The sequence below is a fragment of the Ruegeria sp. AL3 genome (assembly GCF_056536065.1).
Genome location: NZ_JBQFJG010000001.1, coordinates 83,304 through 98,400, shown reverse-complemented (window position 1 = coordinate 98,400; position 15,097 = coordinate 83,304). Strand labels below are relative to the sequence as shown.

The 15,097-nt window shown below is 61.5% G+C and carries 14 protein-coding genes; 13 read left to right on the top strand and 1 reads right to left on the bottom strand.

All coding sequences use genetic code 11. The features are described 5' to 3' along the window. From rsmH to ACR3E6_RS00415, 9 genes are all read left to right on the top strand, one after another. Positions 1-996: a 16S rRNA (cytosine(1402)-N(4))-methyltransferase RsmH gene (gene rsmH, locus ACR3E6_RS00455; protein WP_480488070.1), complete on the top strand. Its 996-nt coding sequence runs from the start codon at positions 1-3 to the stop codon at positions 994-996. Next, positions 993-1,361: a cell division protein FtsL gene (gene ftsL / locus ACR3E6_RS00450; RefSeq protein ID WP_152458671.1), complete on the top strand. Its 369-nt coding sequence runs from the start codon at positions 993-995 to the stop codon at positions 1,359-1,361. Before rsmH ends, ftsL begins: the two co-directional genes overlap by 4 nt. Next, positions 1,358-3,145, top strand: a complete 1,788-nt coding sequence (locus ACR3E6_RS00445; RefSeq protein WP_171630989.1) for a peptidoglycan D,D-transpeptidase FtsI family protein — start codon at positions 1,358-1,360, stop codon at positions 3,143-3,145. Before ftsL ends, ACR3E6_RS00445 begins: the two co-directional genes overlap by 4 nt. Positions 3,146-3,167: 22 nt before the next feature. Further along, positions 3,168-4,667, top strand: a complete 1,500-nt coding sequence (locus ACR3E6_RS00440; RefSeq protein WP_480485273.1) for a UDP-N-acetylmuramoyl-L-alanyl-D-glutamate--2,6-diaminopimelate ligase — start codon at positions 3,168-3,170, stop codon at positions 4,665-4,667. Further along, positions 4,664-6,058, top strand: coding sequence for a UDP-N-acetylmuramoyl-tripeptide--D-alanyl-D-alanine ligase (locus ACR3E6_RS00435; protein WP_209832514.1), 1,395 nt, complete (start codon positions 4,664-4,666; stop codon positions 6,056-6,058). The genes ACR3E6_RS00440 and ACR3E6_RS00435 overlap by 4 nt, the downstream gene beginning before the upstream one ends. A gap of 36 nt (positions 6,059-6,094) precedes the next feature. Continuing rightward, positions 6,095-7,177, top strand: a complete 1,083-nt coding sequence (gene mraY, locus ACR3E6_RS00430; RefSeq protein WP_171630992.1) for a phospho-N-acetylmuramoyl-pentapeptide-transferase — start codon at positions 6,095-6,097, stop codon at positions 7,175-7,177. A gap of 22 nt (positions 7,178-7,199) precedes the next feature. Then, positions 7,200-7,547, top strand: coding sequence for a hypothetical protein (locus ACR3E6_RS00425; RefSeq protein ID WP_480485270.1), 348 nt, complete (start codon positions 7,200-7,202; stop codon positions 7,545-7,547). Positions 7,548-7,572: 25 nt separating this feature from the next. Further along, positions 7,573-8,973 carry a UDP-N-acetylmuramoyl-L-alanine--D-glutamate ligase gene (gene murD, locus ACR3E6_RS00420; protein ID WP_480485268.1) on the top strand — a complete coding sequence of 467 codons (1,401 nt, stop codon included), beginning with the start codon at positions 7,573-7,575 and terminating at the stop codon, positions 8,971-8,973. 105 nt (positions 8,974-9,078) lie between these two features. Beyond that, entirely contained in the window at positions 9,079-9,453 is a 375-nt protein-coding gene (locus ACR3E6_RS00415; RefSeq protein ID WP_245217959.1) for a glycine zipper family protein, read from the top strand. Here ACR3E6_RS00415 and ACR3E6_RS00410 read toward each other — a convergent pair. Next, complete coding sequence (locus tag ACR3E6_RS00410) at positions 9,450-10,631, bottom strand: BaiN/RdsA family NAD(P)/FAD-dependent oxidoreductase (RefSeq protein ID WP_171630994.1); 1,182 nt, start codon at positions 10,629-10,631, stop codon at positions 9,450-9,452. The genes ACR3E6_RS00415 and ACR3E6_RS00410 overlap by 4 nt on opposite strands. Positions 10,632-10,820: 189 nt before the next feature. Between ACR3E6_RS00410 and ACR3E6_RS00405 the strand changes: the two genes are divergently transcribed. From ACR3E6_RS00405 to murC, 4 genes are all read left to right on the top strand, one after another. Further along, complete coding sequence (locus ACR3E6_RS00405) at positions 10,821-11,156, top strand: cupin domain-containing protein (protein WP_480485265.1); 336 nt, start codon at positions 10,821-10,823, stop codon at positions 11,154-11,156. 226 nt (positions 11,157-11,382) lie between these two features. Then, the gene (gene ftsW / locus ACR3E6_RS00400; protein WP_171362489.1) at positions 11,383-12,546 is read left to right on the top strand and encodes a putative lipid II flippase FtsW; all 1,164 of its coding nucleotides are present in this window, start codon (positions 11,383-11,385) and stop codon (positions 12,544-12,546) included. Then, positions 12,546-13,643 carry a UDP-N-acetylglucosamine--N-acetylmuramyl-(pentapeptide) pyrophosphoryl-undecaprenol N-acetylglucosamine transferase gene (locus ACR3E6_RS00395; RefSeq protein WP_171722918.1) on the top strand — a complete coding sequence of 366 codons (1,098 nt, stop codon included), beginning with the start codon at positions 12,546-12,548 and terminating at the stop codon, positions 13,641-13,643. The genes ftsW and ACR3E6_RS00395 overlap by 1 nt, the downstream gene beginning before the upstream one ends. Beyond that, the gene (murC, locus tag ACR3E6_RS00390; protein ID WP_171630998.1) at positions 13,640-15,049 is read left to right on the top strand and encodes a UDP-N-acetylmuramate--L-alanine ligase; all 1,410 of its coding nucleotides are present in this window, start codon (positions 13,640-13,642) and stop codon (positions 15,047-15,049) included. Before ACR3E6_RS00395 ends, murC begins: the two co-directional genes overlap by 4 nt. Positions 15,050-15,097: the final 48 nt, after the last annotated feature.

Below are 15,097 nucleotides of genomic sequence, written 5' to 3'. Positions count from 1 at the left end.
ATGGCGGCCGCGGATCATCCACAACCGGACGCGCCTCACATCCCTGTCTTGCTGCGCCCGCTCTTGGCGGCGGTGGCGCCGGTCACGGGCGTCTGGCTGGACGGAACCTTCGGCGCAGGCGGGTACACCCGCGGATTGCTGGAGGCCGGGGCCGACAAGGTGATCGGCGTGGATCGCGATCCCTTGGCTTTTGAGATGGCGTCAGACTGGGCGGGCGCCTATGGTGGTCGGCTGGTGATGCAACCCGGCGTGTTCTCTCGTATGGATGAATATGCACAGAACCTGGACGGCGTTGTTCTGGACCTTGGCGTTTCCTCGATGCAACTGGACCAGGCCGACCGCGGGTTTTCCTTCATGAAGGATGGTCCTTTGGACATGCGCATGAGCCAGGATGGCGAAAGCGCCGCCGATCTGGTCAATACCGCGACCGAGGCGCAACTGGCCGACATCCTGTTCCACTATGGTGAAGAACGCGCCAGCCGCCGGATCGCCAAGGCGATCGTCAAAGCGCGCACGGAAGAGCCGATCACCACAACCCTGCGTCTGGCCGCGATCATCGAATCCTGCCTGCCACGTCCGAAACCGGGGCAATCCCACCCGGCCACGCGCAGCTTTCAAGGGCTGCGTATCGCCGTGAATGCAGAATATGAAGAGCTGTTTCAGGGGCTGATGGCCGCTGAACGTGCTTTGAAGCCCGGCGGGCAACTGGCCGTTGTCACTTTCCATTCCATTGAAGACCGAATGGTGAAACGGTTTTTCCAGTCCCGCGCGGGCAAGACGGGGCGCGCGAACCGCTATGCGCCCGAGATTGAACAGGAACAGCCGCAATTCACACTGAAGACCCGCAAGGCGGTGGGGCCTGACGAACAGGAATTGCAGGAAAACCCGCGCGCGCGCTCGGCCAAACTGCGCGTGGCGATCCGAACCGAAGCTCCGGCGGGGGAAATTGAAGCGCGGGCCATCGGAATGCCGCAACTGGGGGGAAGGGCAAGATGAAGAGTGTTTTGTATGTGTTGACTGCTCTGTCCGTGTTCGGGTTGGCGCTGTGGGCCTATCAGGAAAACTACCGAACCCAGCAAGTGGTAAAGGAAACCCAGTCTTTGCAGCGCGAGATCGGAATGGCACAGGTGCGACTGGCTGTTCTGAACGCGGAATGGGCCTATCTGAACCGCCCGGACAGGCTGCGCGAACTGGCCGACCTGAACTTTGAACGCCTTGGTCTGCTGCCGTTGCGGGCCGAGCAGTTCGGGCGCGCGGATCAGATCGCCTATGCCGAAGACCCGGACCTGCCCGTCGTTGATCCGATTGAATTGCAGGCCATCACTGACATTCAGGCTTTGGGCGAGGTGCAGATTCCATGACACGCACCCCTCTGCGCCCCCTGGCCCGAATCCTGGATGCCCGCGCGCGGGGCGAAAACCCCAAGGCAATCGAGCGTGAGAACATCCGCAAGCGCCACGAAGAGATGAAGGATCGCGCCCGCGCCCGTGCCGAAGGGCGTCTGCTGGTGCTGGGCCTGTTCTTCTTCTGCGCTTTTTCCGTTGTCGGCTTCCGCATGGGCATGCTGGCGACATCGGAAGCACAAGAGCCTCTGGCCAGCGCACCAGGCGCGGCGATTGCCATGCAGCGCGCCAACATCGTCGATCGCGAAGGGCGCATACTGGCCACCAATCTGGACACCTATTCCGTTTACGCGCAGCCCCCGTTGATGATCGATCCCGTCGCCGCTGCAGAGCAGTTGGTTGCGATCTTTCCTGATCTGGACAAAGAGCGGCTGATCAAGGACTTCACCGGCAACCGCAAATTCCTGTGGATCAAGAAACGCATTTCGCCCGAGCAGAAGCAGGCCGTGCACGACATCGGTGATCCCGGCATCCTGTTCGGTCCGCGTGAAATGCGGCTTTACCCCAACGGGCGGCTGGCCGCTCATATCCTGGGCGGGTCCGGTTTTGGTCGTGAAGGCGTCAGCGCCGCCGAAGTGATCGGCGTGGCCGGTGTGGAAAAGCAGTTCGACGATTATCTGCGCGATCCGGCCAACGGCAACAAGCCGCTGCAACTGTCGCTGGACCTGACGATTCAAGCCGCAGTAGAACAGGTTCTTTACGGCGGTATGAAGATCATGAATGCCAAGGGGGCCTCGGCCGTTCTGATGAACGCGCATACGGGCGAGGTTATTTCCGCTGCTTCGCTGCCTTCTTTTGATCCGAATGACCGCCCGCGCCCACCGACCTCGGGCTTTGACCCCTCGGACAGCCCGCTTTTCAACCGTTATGTACAAGGCGTGTATGAACTGGGATCTGTTTTCAAGATTTTCACCGCGGCCCAGGCCGTTGAACTTGGATTGGTGAATTCGAACACCATCATCGATACGTCCGGGCCGATGAAGATCGGCCGCTTTCCCATCGGCGAATTCAACGGCAAAAATTACGGCAAGATCAGCGTGGCGGATGTGATCGTCCACAGCTCGAACCGAGGCACGGGGCGTCTGGCCTTGCAAATCGGTGCCAAACGGCAGCAGGAGTTTCTGGACGCGCTTGGCATGTTCGATCCGACCCCATTCGAGATTGTCGAGGCCAAGGGCGGTGTGCCGCTGAAGCCGAAGAAATGGGGCGAGCTCAGTACCGTGACAATTTCTTATGGCCACGGCCTGTCGACCAGCCCGATGCATCTGGCCGCGGGATACGCGGCGATTGCCAATGGCGGGCATTACGTCAGCCCGACCATTCTGCGCCGGAACGGCCCGCAATACGGGCCTCGTGTCATGTCGCAGAACACTGCACGGCAGGCGCAAAAGATGCTGCGCAAAGTGGTAACGGACGGCACCGCCAGTTTCGCCGAGGTCAAGGGCTATGACGTGGCCGGCAAGACCGGTACGGCCGACAAGCCCAAACCGCGCGGCGGGTACTATGATGACAAGGTCATTGCCACCTTCGCGACGATCTTCCCGGCCTACGATCCGCAGTACGTTCTGATCGTGACGTTGGACGAACCTTCGATCGTGGCCTACGGTGAAAAACGCCGCACGGCCGGGTGGACCGCCGTGCCTGTTGCCGCCGAACTGATCGGACGCGTCGCACCGTTGTTGGGGTTGCGTCCCCGGCTTGAGCCTGAGGCGGGCGCTGCTATAACGCTGACCTCAAACTAGGCTGTCCGGCAAGAGGTGGGTCATGGGCACAAGGACGAAGAAACTCAGCCAGCTGGCCCTGACCGCAAGAGAGGGCGCAAACCCGGATATCACCGGTCTGGCCGTTGACAGCCGCGAGGTGAAAGAGGGCTTCCTGTTTGCCGCGCTGCCCGGGTCCCGCGTTCATGGCGCAGAGTTCATCCAGTTTGCCCTGCGCATGGGGGCCGCTGCGATCCTGACCGATGCCGAAGGGGCAGAGATCGCCGAGGCCGAACTGGCAGCCTCGGACGCAGCGCTGGCCGTGGTGGAAGACCCGCGACAGGCGCTGGCCGGTGCCGCGGCGTTGTGGTTCGGCGCGCAGCCGCAAACCATCGTGGCCGTCACGGGAACGAACGGCAAAACATCTGTTTCCACCTTCGTTCGGCAGATCTGGTCCGCGCTTGGCCACGCCGCCGTCAACCTCGGCACCACCGGGGTTGAAGGTGCGTGGACAGCGCCGCTGGCCCACACCACGCCCGAGCCGATCACCTTGCACCGCTGTCTGGCCGAGGCGGCCGAGAACGGCGTGACCCATGCCGCAATGGAGGCTTCGTCCCACGGCCTTGAACAGCGCCGCCTTGACGGCGTTCACCTGACCGCCGCCGGTTTCTCGAACTTCACGCAGGACCACCTGGATTACCACGAAACCTTCGAGGCCTATTTCAACGCAAAGGCCGGTCTGTTCGACCGGGTTTTGCCGCAGGATGGAACGGCCGTTGTCAACCTGAGCGACCCGAAAGGGGCCCAGGTCCGGCGGATCGCCGAGATGCGCGGCCAGTCGGTGCTGACGGTGGGGCTGGGCGATGCCGACCTGTGTCTGATCAACCAGCGGTTCGACGCCACGGGGCAGGACCTGCGCTTTGCGTGGCAGGGCCGAACGTTCCAGACCCGCCTGAACCTGATCGGCGGGTTTCAGGCCGAAAATATCCTGCTGGCCTGTGGCCTGGTGATCGCTGCCGGGGACAGCCCCGAACGGGTGTTCGAAACTCTGCCCCATCTGACGACGGTTCGCGGGCGGATGCAACTGGCCGCCACGCGTGACAATGGCGCGGCGGTGTTTGTGGATTATGCCCACACGCCTGATGCTGTTGCCACAGCACTCAGGGCGCTGCGCCCGCATGTGATGGGCCGTCTGATTGCCGTTATCGGTGCGGGCGGGGATCGCGACGCCAGCAAACGACCCTTGATGGGCAGGGCGGCAGCCAACCATGCAAACGTGGTCTTTGTCACCGATGACAACCCGCGCAGCGAAGATCCGGCAGTCATCCGCGCGGCCGTGATGGCAGGCGCGTCAGAGGCAGCAGGCGACGCCAGCGTGACCGAAGTCGGCGACCGCGCCGAGGCCATCCTGCGCGGCATCGATGCGCTGCAACCCGGTGATGCGCTGCTGATCGCCGGAAAGGGGCATGAAACCGGTCAGATCGTGGGAGATCAGGTTCTGCACTTCGACGATGTCGAACAGGCCAGCATTTCCGTTGCAGCGCTGGACGGGAGGGTCGCATGACGCTCTGGACTGCATCCGAGGCTGCTCAGGCAACGGGTGGACGGGTCACGACCGACTGGGCCGCTGATGGTGTCTCCATCGACACGCGCACCCTTCAACCCGGTGATCTGTTCGTGGCGCTGAAAGCGGCACGGGACGGGCATGAGTTCGTAGCCCAAGCGCTTGAGAAAGGCGCGGGCGCGGCTTTGGTCTCGCATATTCCCGACAACGTATCGCCAGACGCACCACTGCTGATCGTCGAAGATGTGCAGGCGGCGCTCGAGGCTTTGGGGCAGGCGGCTCGCGCCAGAACGGATGCGCGTGTGGTGGGGGTGACCGGCAGTGTCGGCAAGACGTCGACCAAGGAAATGCTGGCCGTGATCCTCGAAACACAGGGCAGAACCCATGCCAGCGTGGCCAGCTACAACAACCACTGGGGCGTTCCGCTGACCCTTGCCCGGATGCCGCGCGACACTGAATTCGCAGTGATCGAGATTGGCATGAACCATCCGGGCGAGATTGCCCCGCTGGCCCGGCAAGCCCGCCCGCATGTGGCGCTGGTCACGACCGTGGCGGCGGTGCATCTGGAAGCCTTCGAGAATGTGGCTGGCATCGCCCATGAAAAAGCTGCGATCTTTGAAGGGCTCGAATCCGGTGGCGCGGCAATCGTCAATGCGGATATCGAGCACGCGGACATCCTGCGCCAAACGGCACTTGGGCAGGGGGCCGGGATCGTGGATTTCGGCCAAGGCGCAACGGATTACCGGCTGACCGACGTTCAGCAGGGGACGAGCGCCGTGAATGCCGAAGCTGCCGTTGGTGATCAGGTATTCCGCTTTGCGGTGAACTCTGCCGGTACGCATTTCGCCATGAACGCACTGGGGGCTTTGGCAGCCTGCGTTGAACTGGGTGTCGATCTGGATGACGCTATCGCGGGTCTGCGCGCATGGTCTCCGGTCAAGGGGCGCGGCGTACGGGAAAGCCTGCCTTTGCCCGGCGGCGGGCAGATCGAACTGCTGGATGACAGCTATAACGCCAACCCGACCTCGATGGAGGCCGCGCTGGATGTCTTGGCCGCCTCCAAAGGCACCCGCCGCGTTGCGTTTCTGGGTGACATGAAGGAACTGGGCGCCCAGGAAGAGGCCATGCATGCCGCCATGGCGGATATCGAGGCGATGGCGCGCGTGGATCAGGTTCATTGCATCGGGCCATTGATGCAGGCAATGCACCGCGCGCTGCCCGAGAAGAAACGTGGGCTCTGGTTCGCAACCAGTGCGGAAATGGCGGAACATCTGCCTGCTTTGATCCGGGATGGAGACACGGTGCTCGCCAAGGGCTCACTCAGCATGGCGTTGGCCGCGATTGTTGACGGTCTGCGCAAAATGGGGCAAGGGGGCGCGCTTGATGGGTGAACTTGCCCGCGCGCCTCGTGTGAGAAAGGTATTGTCATGCTGTACTGGTTGACCGCTCTGTCGGACGGAGGGGATTTCTGGAACCTCTTCCGGTATATCACCTTCCGCGCAGGCGGTGCCTTCATGACCGCGCTGATATTTGGGTTCATCTTCGGAAAACCCCTGATCAACGTGCTGCGCAAGAAACAGGGCAAAGGCCAGCCGATCCGTGACGACGGCCCCGAAGGGCATTTTTCCAAGGCAGGCACGCCGACGATGGGTGGATTGCTGATTGTCGGAGCTCTGGTCACGTCAACCCTTGTCTGGGCGCGGTTGGACAACCCTTATGTCTGGATGGTTCTTTTTGTGACCTTGTCTTATGCGGCCATCGGATTCGCGGATGACTACGCGAAGGTCTCAAAACAGAATACGCAGGGGGTTTCAGGCAGGATGCGCCTGGCTTTGGGCGTGATTATCGCCGTGCTGGCTTCGCTTTGGGCGACGTTGCACCACCCCGAAGCGTTGCAGAACCAGCTGGCTGTACCCGTCTTCAAGGACACGCTGGTCAATCTGGGCATCTTCTATATTCCGTTCTCGATTGTCGTGATCGTCGGGGCCGCCAATGCGGTGAACCTGACCGACGGTCTGGACGGGCTGGCCATCATGCCGGCGATGATCGCAGCCTCGACCCTGGGCGTGATCGCCTATGCGGTCGGTCGGGTCGACTTTACCGAATATCTCGATGTGCATTACGTCCCGGGCACCGGTGAGATCTTCATCTTCACCTCCGCGTTGTTCGGGGCCGGCCTCGGGTTTCTCTGGTACAATGCCCCCCCGGCGGCGGTGTTCATGGGCGATACCGGATCGCTGGCCCTGGGCGGGGCGCTGGGCGCAATCGCCGTGGCCACCAAGCACGAGCTGGTTCTGGCCGTGGTCGGCGGCCTGTTCGTGGTCGAGGCGCTGAGCGTGATCATTCAGGTCCTCTACTTCAAGCGCACGGGCAAGAGGGTCTTCCTGATGGCCCCGATCCATCACCACTATGAGAAAAAAGGCTGGGCCGAGCCGACCATCGTGATCCGCTTCTGGATCATCTCGCTGATCCTGGCGATGATCGGTCTGGCGACGCTCAAAGTAAGGTAGTATTAAGGGGTAAAATAACAAAATGACAAAAACTGAAGTTAACTCTGCAACTGAGAGTTCTCTTGAGCAACGTTGGAACTCGTTCGGGCAAATTTGCTCGGTGCTTGGATTCGTTTTGGGATTGTTTGCAGTTTTTGGCAATCTGCCAGGTTGCTATTGGTCATTGACGCTTCTCGCTTTGTCTTTTGCCGGGCTACTTCCGATTTACGCACTGCTAGAGCGATACATCCCTGTTATGGCCGCTCGTCTTTTGGTGGTTATTATTTCGCTACTATTTCTCTGCGCCGTTCAGTTCTTTTGGGTGAAGTCGGGGAACACCGCAGTTTGCACACAATCAGAGCTGCAGTCTCTGTTCTTTTGGATCGGATGAGTTTGATAATAAAAAGGCGAACAAAATGATCCCGGTCAAAGGCTTTGCAGGACAGAAAGTGGCCGTTTTAGGGTTGGGTCGATCCGGTCTGGCCACTGCGCGCGCGCTGCGTGCAGGCGGGGCGGAACCGGTGTGCTGGGACGACAACCCGGCCGCTCGTGATACCGCCGAAGGCGAGGGCTTCTCCTGCGCCGACCTGCGCAAGCATGGGGCATTTGACGACATCGCGTCGCTGATCGTTTCACCGGGCATTCCGCATCTCTATCCTGAACCGAACCCCGTGGTGGCGGCAGCCCTGGATGCAGGCGTGCCGGTGGACAATGACATCGGCCTGTTCTTCCGCTCCTTTGCCGGACCGGAATGGAACAACTACGACACGCCTCCGCGCGTGATTGCGGTGACAGGCTCGAACGGGAAATCGACGACTGCCGCTTTGATCCATCATATCCTGACCGAGGCCGGTCGCGAGGCGCAGTTGGCGGGGAATATCGGGCGCGGTGTTCTGGATATCGATCCGGGCGGTGATGGTTCGGTCGTGGTGCTGGAGCTTTCCAGCTATCAGACCGAGCTGGCCCGCGCTCTGACCCCCGATGTGGCGGTGTTCACCAATCTGTCGCCCGATCATCTGGACCGCCACGGCGGCATGGGGGGATATTTCGCGGCCAAGCGGCGCCTCTTTTCCGAAGGCGGCCCGGATCGCGCGATCATTGGCGTCGACGAAACCGAAGGTGCGTTTTTGGCAGGGCAACTGGCTGAAGGACCATCGGATGACCGGGTGATCCGTATCTCGGTGGCGCGGAAGCTGACTGGGCCGGGCTGGCAGGTCTTTGCGCGCAAAGGGTTCCTGTCGGAATACCGCAAGGGGCGGCAGGCGGGGTTTATCGACCTGCGCGCCATCAAGGGCCTGCCCGGTGCACATAACCACCAGAATGCCTGCGCGGCCTACGCGGCCTGCCGGTCGCTGGGCCTTGCCCCGCGCGTGATCGAGGATGCGCTGCATTCCTATCCGGGTCTGCCGCATCGCAGCCAGATCATCGCCGAGGCCGATGGGGTTACCTACGTCAACGACTCCAAGGCGACCAATGTCGACAGCGCCCTGAAAGCGCTTATGGCATTCAAAAAGATCCGATGGATTTGCGGCGGTCTTGAGAAAGAGGGTGGCATATCAGCCCTGAACATGGCGGCGGGCGAAGTCATCAAGGCCTATGTGATCGGTCGCGAAGCGGCCGGTTTTGCGATGCAGCTCGAGGCTGATGCGCAGGTCTGTACGACGATGTCAGAGGCCGTGGCGCAGGCCATGGCGGATGCCCGACCCGGCGAGACGGTCCTACTGGCGCCCGCGGCGGCAAGTTTCGACCAATATGACAACTTTGAACAGCGCGGCGAGGATTTTGCAACGCAGGTCAAGCGCCGGCTGACAGAATAGCCATTTGCAATAGACCGCCGGCTGGGCCAAACTTGGATGCTATCAGCTTGACGCGGCACCATTATTGGTTTTGCCTGCCAGCAGATTCAACACGAGGTTATGACTATGCCATTTCGTAGACTTTCTCTGATCCTACCTGCCATTCTTGTTGCGGGGGCCTGTACGAACACGGGTGCCAACTATCAGCCCATCGTCGACGGTCCGGTCGGCCCGAATTACAACGTGGACCTGCAGCAATGCCAACAACTGGCGGCATCGCAGAGCAGCGTTGATGGCTCTACCGCGGGGAATGCAGCAATTGGCGCAGCGGGTGCTGCGGCCGTTACCGGGATCGTTCAGGACAGCAGCGACAATCTTGGTCGCGCGGCTGTGGCAGGTGCCCTGGTAGGCGCTGGCGCAGACGTCATCAATAAAAACCAGAACAAGGAAGTGATCGTGCGCAACTGCATGCGCGGGCGTGGCTACAACGTCGTAGGCTAGCGTCCGGCGGCAATTGCAACACCTGCAGCATGGCCTGACGACCATGCCCACTGGAAGTTGTAGCCGCCCAACCAACCGGTGACATCAACTGCTTCGCCAATTGCATAGAGGCCGGGGACATCCCTGGCCTCCATCGTTTTCGAAGACAAGTCATCCGTGTTGATCCCGCCCAAGGTGACTTCGGCGGTGCGATACCCCTCGGTCCCCGACGGCACCAGTTGCCACGCAGACAAGGCCGAGGTCAGTTCGGCCAGTTTCGCGTCCGACTGATCCGCCAGCTTCCCGGACATCGGAATGATCCGACACAGGTAATCGACCAGCCGGGCCGGCAGATGCCGCGCCAGTTCAGTGGTCAGCGCCTTGCGGCCAGCGCTTTGCCGCTGTGCGCGCAACAGATCCAACAGGGGCAGGTCGGGGATCAGGTTCACCTGGATTGCCTCACCTTCGCGCCAGTATGACGACAGTTGCAACACCGACGGCCCGCTGAGACCGCGATGGGTGAACAGCAGAGCCTCGTCGAAGCTGGCGCGATCATTCGACAGTCGCACGGGAAGTGAAACGCCGGACAGGTCCTTGAACCGCCCGTCCGAGAAGGTGAAAGGCACCAGCGCCGCCCGAGTCTCGGTCATCCGCAACCCGAACTGACGCGCGATGTCATAGGCCAGCCCGGTAGCGCCCATCTTTGGAATCGATTTCCCGCCCGTCGCCAGCACCAGATTGGCGCAGGTCAGGTGCTGCCGTTGCCCGTCACGCTCCACCTCCAGCGCAAAGCCGCCTTCGGTCTTGCGCAGATCGCGCAGCAAGGTTTGAACCCACAGCTCTGCTCCTGCACCGCTCATTTCATCCAGCAACATCCGGATGATCTGTTTCGAAGAGCCATCGCAGAACAACTGGCCCAAGGTTTTCTCATGCCAGGCGATGTTGTGACGCTCGACCAGATCGATGAAATCCCATTGCGTGTACCGTGAAAGGGCGGATTTGCAGAAATGCGGGTTTCGCGACAGGAAGTTGCCCGGCCCGGCATACATGTTGGTGAAATTGCAGCGCCCCCCGCCCGAGATGCGGATTTTCTCGCCGGGTGCCTTGGCATGGTCAATCACCAGCACGCGCCCACCGCAATGGGCCGCACACATCATGCCGGCAGCCCCGGCCCCAAGGATGATCGTGTCGTAGGTCATGCGCGGGGGATGGCGTGGATTAAACAAGATGGCAAGAGCCCATGCCGAAGTCGCGCGGCGCGCGCTCGCCGCGTTCTCTCAAATTCGAAGTCGGCTGACAGGGCGATTGCCAGAGTTCCAGCGCACTGACATGCTGCGGCCATACCGCAAAGAGGTTTTGACAAGACAAACTGGCAAAAGGAACTCTGAATGCAATTCCCCGAATTTATTTTGTCATTTCCAAAACTGGATGTGCCTTTTCCTGAAGACGTGGTGCAGACGGCCGTCATTCGATCAGATGCAGGGCTGGTCGCTTTCTTCACTTTTCTCAAGGACATGGAGCTTCCCCTGCATTCGCATGGTGCCCAATGGGGGACGGTGGTTGAGGGTGAAATTGAACTCACGATCGGTGGCCAGACCCGCATCTACGGCCCCGGCGACAGCTACTCGATCCCAAGCGGAGTCGCGCACGGAGGGACCATCAAGGCGGGGTCTCGCGTCATTGACGTGTTTGAGGAACCCGACCGATATCCGATCAAGGAATAATGCATAGCAACCCGCCTTGTGGATCAACGCGCGCCACTCCACTAAGCGGCGTGTCCAAAGCTGCAATAACCACGGGCCGCCACGTGCAGCCGGGGGTGCTTTGCGCCTGGAAGGTCGATTTATGCCTTGTGGCTTCATCCTACTAGCCCAAACACAAAAATCCCTGTAGAGTCTCAATCAGACCCCGAAAACGGGGCGTTGACGAGGCAGAGAGTGGCGGTATCTCATGACTGAGATGGTGTATGGCGCGGTCCAGGACCAGCGCGGAGAACCGATTCTACCGAAATGGTGGCGCACAATCGATCGCTGGACGATGTCCTGCGTTCTGATCCTGTTTGCCATCGGTCTGTTGCTGGGGCTGGCGTCTTCGCCACCGCTGGCCGGGCGAAACGGGTTCGATCCGTTCCATTATGTCGAACGTCAGGCCATCTTCGGCGGATTGGCGCTGATTGCGATGCTTCTGACCTCGATGATGTCGCCGACGCTGGTGCGTCGTTTGGCGGTGCTGGGTTTCTTGGGGGCCTTCGTGGCACTGGTTTTCCTGCCCGTGTTCGGGACCGACTTTGGCAAGGGCGCGGTGCGCTGGTATTCACTGGGGTTCGCCTCGCTTCAGCCGTCCGAGTTTCTGAAGCCCGGCTTCATCGTCGTTGCTGCATGGCTGCTGGCTGCCTCACAAGAGATCAACGGCCCGCCGGGGCGGATTTGGTCGTTTGCCCTGTGCATGGCGATTGTCGGTATGCTGGTGATGCAACCTGATTTCGGTCAGGCCTGCCTGATCCTGTTCGGCTGGGGGGTGATGTATTTTGTCGCCGGGGCGCCAATGCTGCTGCTGGTTGGAATGGCCGGGTTTGTTGTTCTGGGCGGTATGTTCGCCTATTCCAATTCTGAACACTTTGCCCGCCGTATCGATGGCTTTCTGAATCAAGAGGTCGATCCGACCACCCAGTTAGGCTATGCCACCAACGCCATCCGCGAAGGGGGGCTGTTCGGTGTCGGCGTGGGTGAGGGGCAGGTCAAGTGGTCGCTGCCGGACGCGCATACCGATTTCATCATCGCGGTCGCGGCCGAGGAATACGGCCTGATCCTGGTGCTGATCATCATCGCGCTTTATTCGTTGGTCGTGGTACGTTCGTTGCTGCGCCTGATGCGGGAACGTGACATGTTCATCCGCCTGGCGGGCACCGGTCTGGCATGCATGTTCGGCGTGCAGGCGATGATCAACATGGGTGTTGCGGTACGTCTGCTGCCCGCGAAGGGAATGACGCTGCCTTTTGTCAGCTATGGCGGCTCATCCCTGATTGCAGGCGGTATCGCGGTCGGAATGCTGCTGGCCTTCACCCGAACCCGCCCACAGGGCGAGCTTGGCGAAATTCTGCGCGGACGAGGATAATGGGGAACCCTTACCTGTTGATTGCGGCTGGCGGGACCGGGGGGCACATGTTCCCGGCTCAGGCGCTGGCCGAGGCGATGCTGAACAAGGGCTGGCGCGTGCGCCTGTCCACCGACCCGCGCGGCGCCCGCTATACCGGTGGTTTCCCGCATTCGACCGAGATCGTCGAGGCATCATCGGCCACTTTCGCGCGTGGCGGTCTGGCGGCCAAGGCCATGGCCGGCCCCAAGATCGCCGGTGGCGTGGCTGGCATGGTGTTCCAGATGGTGCGGGACAAGCCCGACGTCGTTGTGGGTTTCGGCGGGTATCCCTCGATCCCGGCGCTGAGCGCTGCGACCATGCTCAAAATCCCCCGCATGATCCACGAACAGAACGGGGTGCTCGGGCGTGTGAACCAGTTGTTCGCCACCCGTGTCGCGCAGGTGGCCTGTGGTGTGTGGCCCACGGACCTGCCCGAGGGCGCGCATGGCATCCACACCGGAAACCCGGTCCGGTCCGCCGTTCTGGACCGCGCCGCGGCCGGTTATATTCCGCCCGGCGATTATCCGATGTCGGTCCTTGTCATGGGCGGTTCGCAAGGCGCACGCATCCTCAGCGATGTGGTGCCTGGTGCCATCGCCGCACTGCCCGAAGAAATCCGCACTCACATCCGCGTGGCGCATCAGGCCCGGGACGAGGATGGCGAGCGCGTCACAGCCTTCTACAACGAACACGGCATCCGCGCCGACGTGCAGCCCTTCTTTGATGATGTCCCCCGTCGCATGTCGGATGCCCAACTGGTGATCTCGCGGTCTGGCGCGTCCAGCGTTGCCGATATCTCGGTCATCGGGCGCCCGTCGATCCTGATCCCCTTTGCCGCCGCCGCCGGAGATCACCAGACAGCCAACGCACGGGGCTTGGTGCAGGCGGGCGGGGCCATCATGATCCCGGAAAAGGCTCTTGACGTTCCTGCGCTGACACAGCAAATCACCACGGTTCTCACGAACCCCGAAGCCGCACAGAAAATGGCCCATGCCGCCTTGTCCGTCGGGGCACCTGACGCCACCGAGCGTCTGACAGCCCTTGTTGAACAATTGGCGCAGAAGGAGACCACATGAACCCAGCAACCAAACTGCCGCAGGACGTAGGGCCGATTCACTTTGTGGGGATCGGCGGGATCGGAATGTCGGGTATCGCCGAGGTGCTGCTCAATCTGGGGTACCGGGTTCAGGGCTCGGACCTGAAGGCATCGAAGATCACCGACCGGCTGGCAAGTCTGGGGGCCGAGATCTTTGTCGGTCAGCGCGCGGAAAACCTTGAAAACGCGGCCGTTGTGGTGGTCTCGACCGCGATCAAACCGGGCAACCCCGAGCTTGACGGCGCCCGTGCCCGCGGCCTTCCGGTGGTGCGCCGGGCTGACATGCTGGCCGAACTGATGCGGCTGAAATCCAACATCGCCATCGCCGGGACTCACGGCAAGACCACCACGACCACGATGATGGCCGAACTGATGGTGGCAGGGGATTTTGACCCGACCGTGATCAATGGCGGCATCATCCATGCCTACGGCTCGAACGCCCGGATGGGACAGGGCGAATGGATGGTGGTCGAAGCGGACGAGAGCGACGGCTCGTTCAACCGCCTGCCCGCGACCATCGCCATCGTCACCAATATCGACCCCGAGCATATGGAGCATTGGGGCGATTTCGACAAGCTGCGCGCGGGTTTCCATGAATTCGTATCGAATATCCCCTTTTACGGGCTGGCTGTGTGTTGCACCGACCATGCCGAGGTGCAGGCGCTTGTCGGCCGCATCACCGACCGCCGCGTGCGCACCTATGGCTTCAACGCGCAGTCCGATGTGCGGGCCGAGAACCTGACCTACAAGGGCGGCGTCGCGCATTTCGACATTCACCTGCAATACGAAGACAAGGTGATCGAAGGCTGCACTCTGCCGATGCCCGGCGACCACAACGTTTCCAACGCTTTGTCCGCCGTGGCTGTTGCCCGCCATCTGGGCATGAAAGCCTCGGAAATTCGCGAGGCACTGGCCAATTTCGGCGGCGTCAATCGCCGCTTTACCAAGGTCGGAGAGGTCGACGGTGTCACCATCATCGACGACTATGGCCACCACCCCGTTGAAATCACCGCAGTCCTGAAGGCCGCGCGACAGGCGACCGAAGGCCGCGTAATCGCCGTGCACCAGCCGCACCGTTATTCGCGCCTGTCCAATCTGTTCGATGATTTCTGCACCTGCTTCAATGACGCCGATGTCGTAGCTATCGCCGATATCTTCGCCGCCGGAGAGGACCCGATCGAAGGCGCATCGCGCGACGATCTGGTGCAGGGTCTGATCCGCCACGGCCACCGCCACGCCCGCGCGCTGTTTGACGAAAACGATCTTGAGCGGCTTGTGCGCGAGCAGGCCCGCCCGGGCGATATCGTCGTCTGCCTCGGGGCCGGTACGATCAGCGCCTGGGCCAATGGTCTGCCTGAGAGATTGCAACGAAAACAAGCTGTTTGACTTCCCTTCTGTTTGGTGCACAACCTGAAGGTGTAGCAAATGCCCGCA

Bases quoted from the DNA above. Each gene is read 5' to 3' on its own strand.
- rsmH (WP_480488070.1), top strand. From the start codon at position 1: ATGGCGGCCGCGGATCATCCACAACCGGACGCGCCTCACATCCCTGTC.
- ftsL (WP_152458671.1), top strand. From the start codon at position 993: ATGAAGAGTGTTTTGTATGTGTTGACTGCTCTGTCCGTGTTCGGGTTG.
- ACR3E6_RS00445 (WP_171630989.1), top strand. From the start codon at position 1,358: ATGACACGCACCCCTCTGCGCCCCCTGGCCCGAATCCTGGATGCCCGC.
- ACR3E6_RS00440 (WP_480485273.1), top strand. From the start codon at position 3,168: ATGGGCACAAGGACGAAGAAACTCAGCCAGCTGGCCCTGACCGCAAGA.
- ACR3E6_RS00435 (WP_209832514.1), top strand. From the start codon at position 4,664: ATGACGCTCTGGACTGCATCCGAGGCTGCTCAGGCAACGGGTGGACGG.
- mraY (WP_171630992.1), top strand. From the start codon at position 6,095: ATGCTGTACTGGTTGACCGCTCTGTCGGACGGAGGGGATTTCTGGAAC.
- ACR3E6_RS00425 (WP_480485270.1), top strand. From the start codon at position 7,200: ATGACAAAAACTGAAGTTAACTCTGCAACTGAGAGTTCTCTTGAGCAA.
- murD (WP_480485268.1), top strand. From the start codon at position 7,573: ATGATCCCGGTCAAAGGCTTTGCAGGACAGAAAGTGGCCGTTTTAGGG.
- ACR3E6_RS00415 (WP_245217959.1), top strand. From the start codon at position 9,079: ATGCCATTTCGTAGACTTTCTCTGATCCTACCTGCCATTCTTGTTGCG.
- ACR3E6_RS00410 (WP_171630994.1), bottom strand. From the start codon at position 10,631: ATGACCTACGACACGATCATCCTTGGGGCCGGGGCTGCCGGCATGATG.
- ACR3E6_RS00405 (WP_480485265.1), top strand. From the start codon at position 10,821: ATGCAATTCCCCGAATTTATTTTGTCATTTCCAAAACTGGATGTGCCT.
- ftsW (WP_171362489.1), top strand. From the start codon at position 11,383: ATGACTGAGATGGTGTATGGCGCGGTCCAGGACCAGCGCGGAGAACCG.
- ACR3E6_RS00395 (WP_171722918.1), top strand. From the start codon at position 12,546: ATGGGGAACCCTTACCTGTTGATTGCGGCTGGCGGGACCGGGGGGCAC.
- murC (WP_171630998.1), top strand. From the start codon at position 13,640: ATGAACCCAGCAACCAAACTGCCGCAGGACGTAGGGCCGATTCACTTT.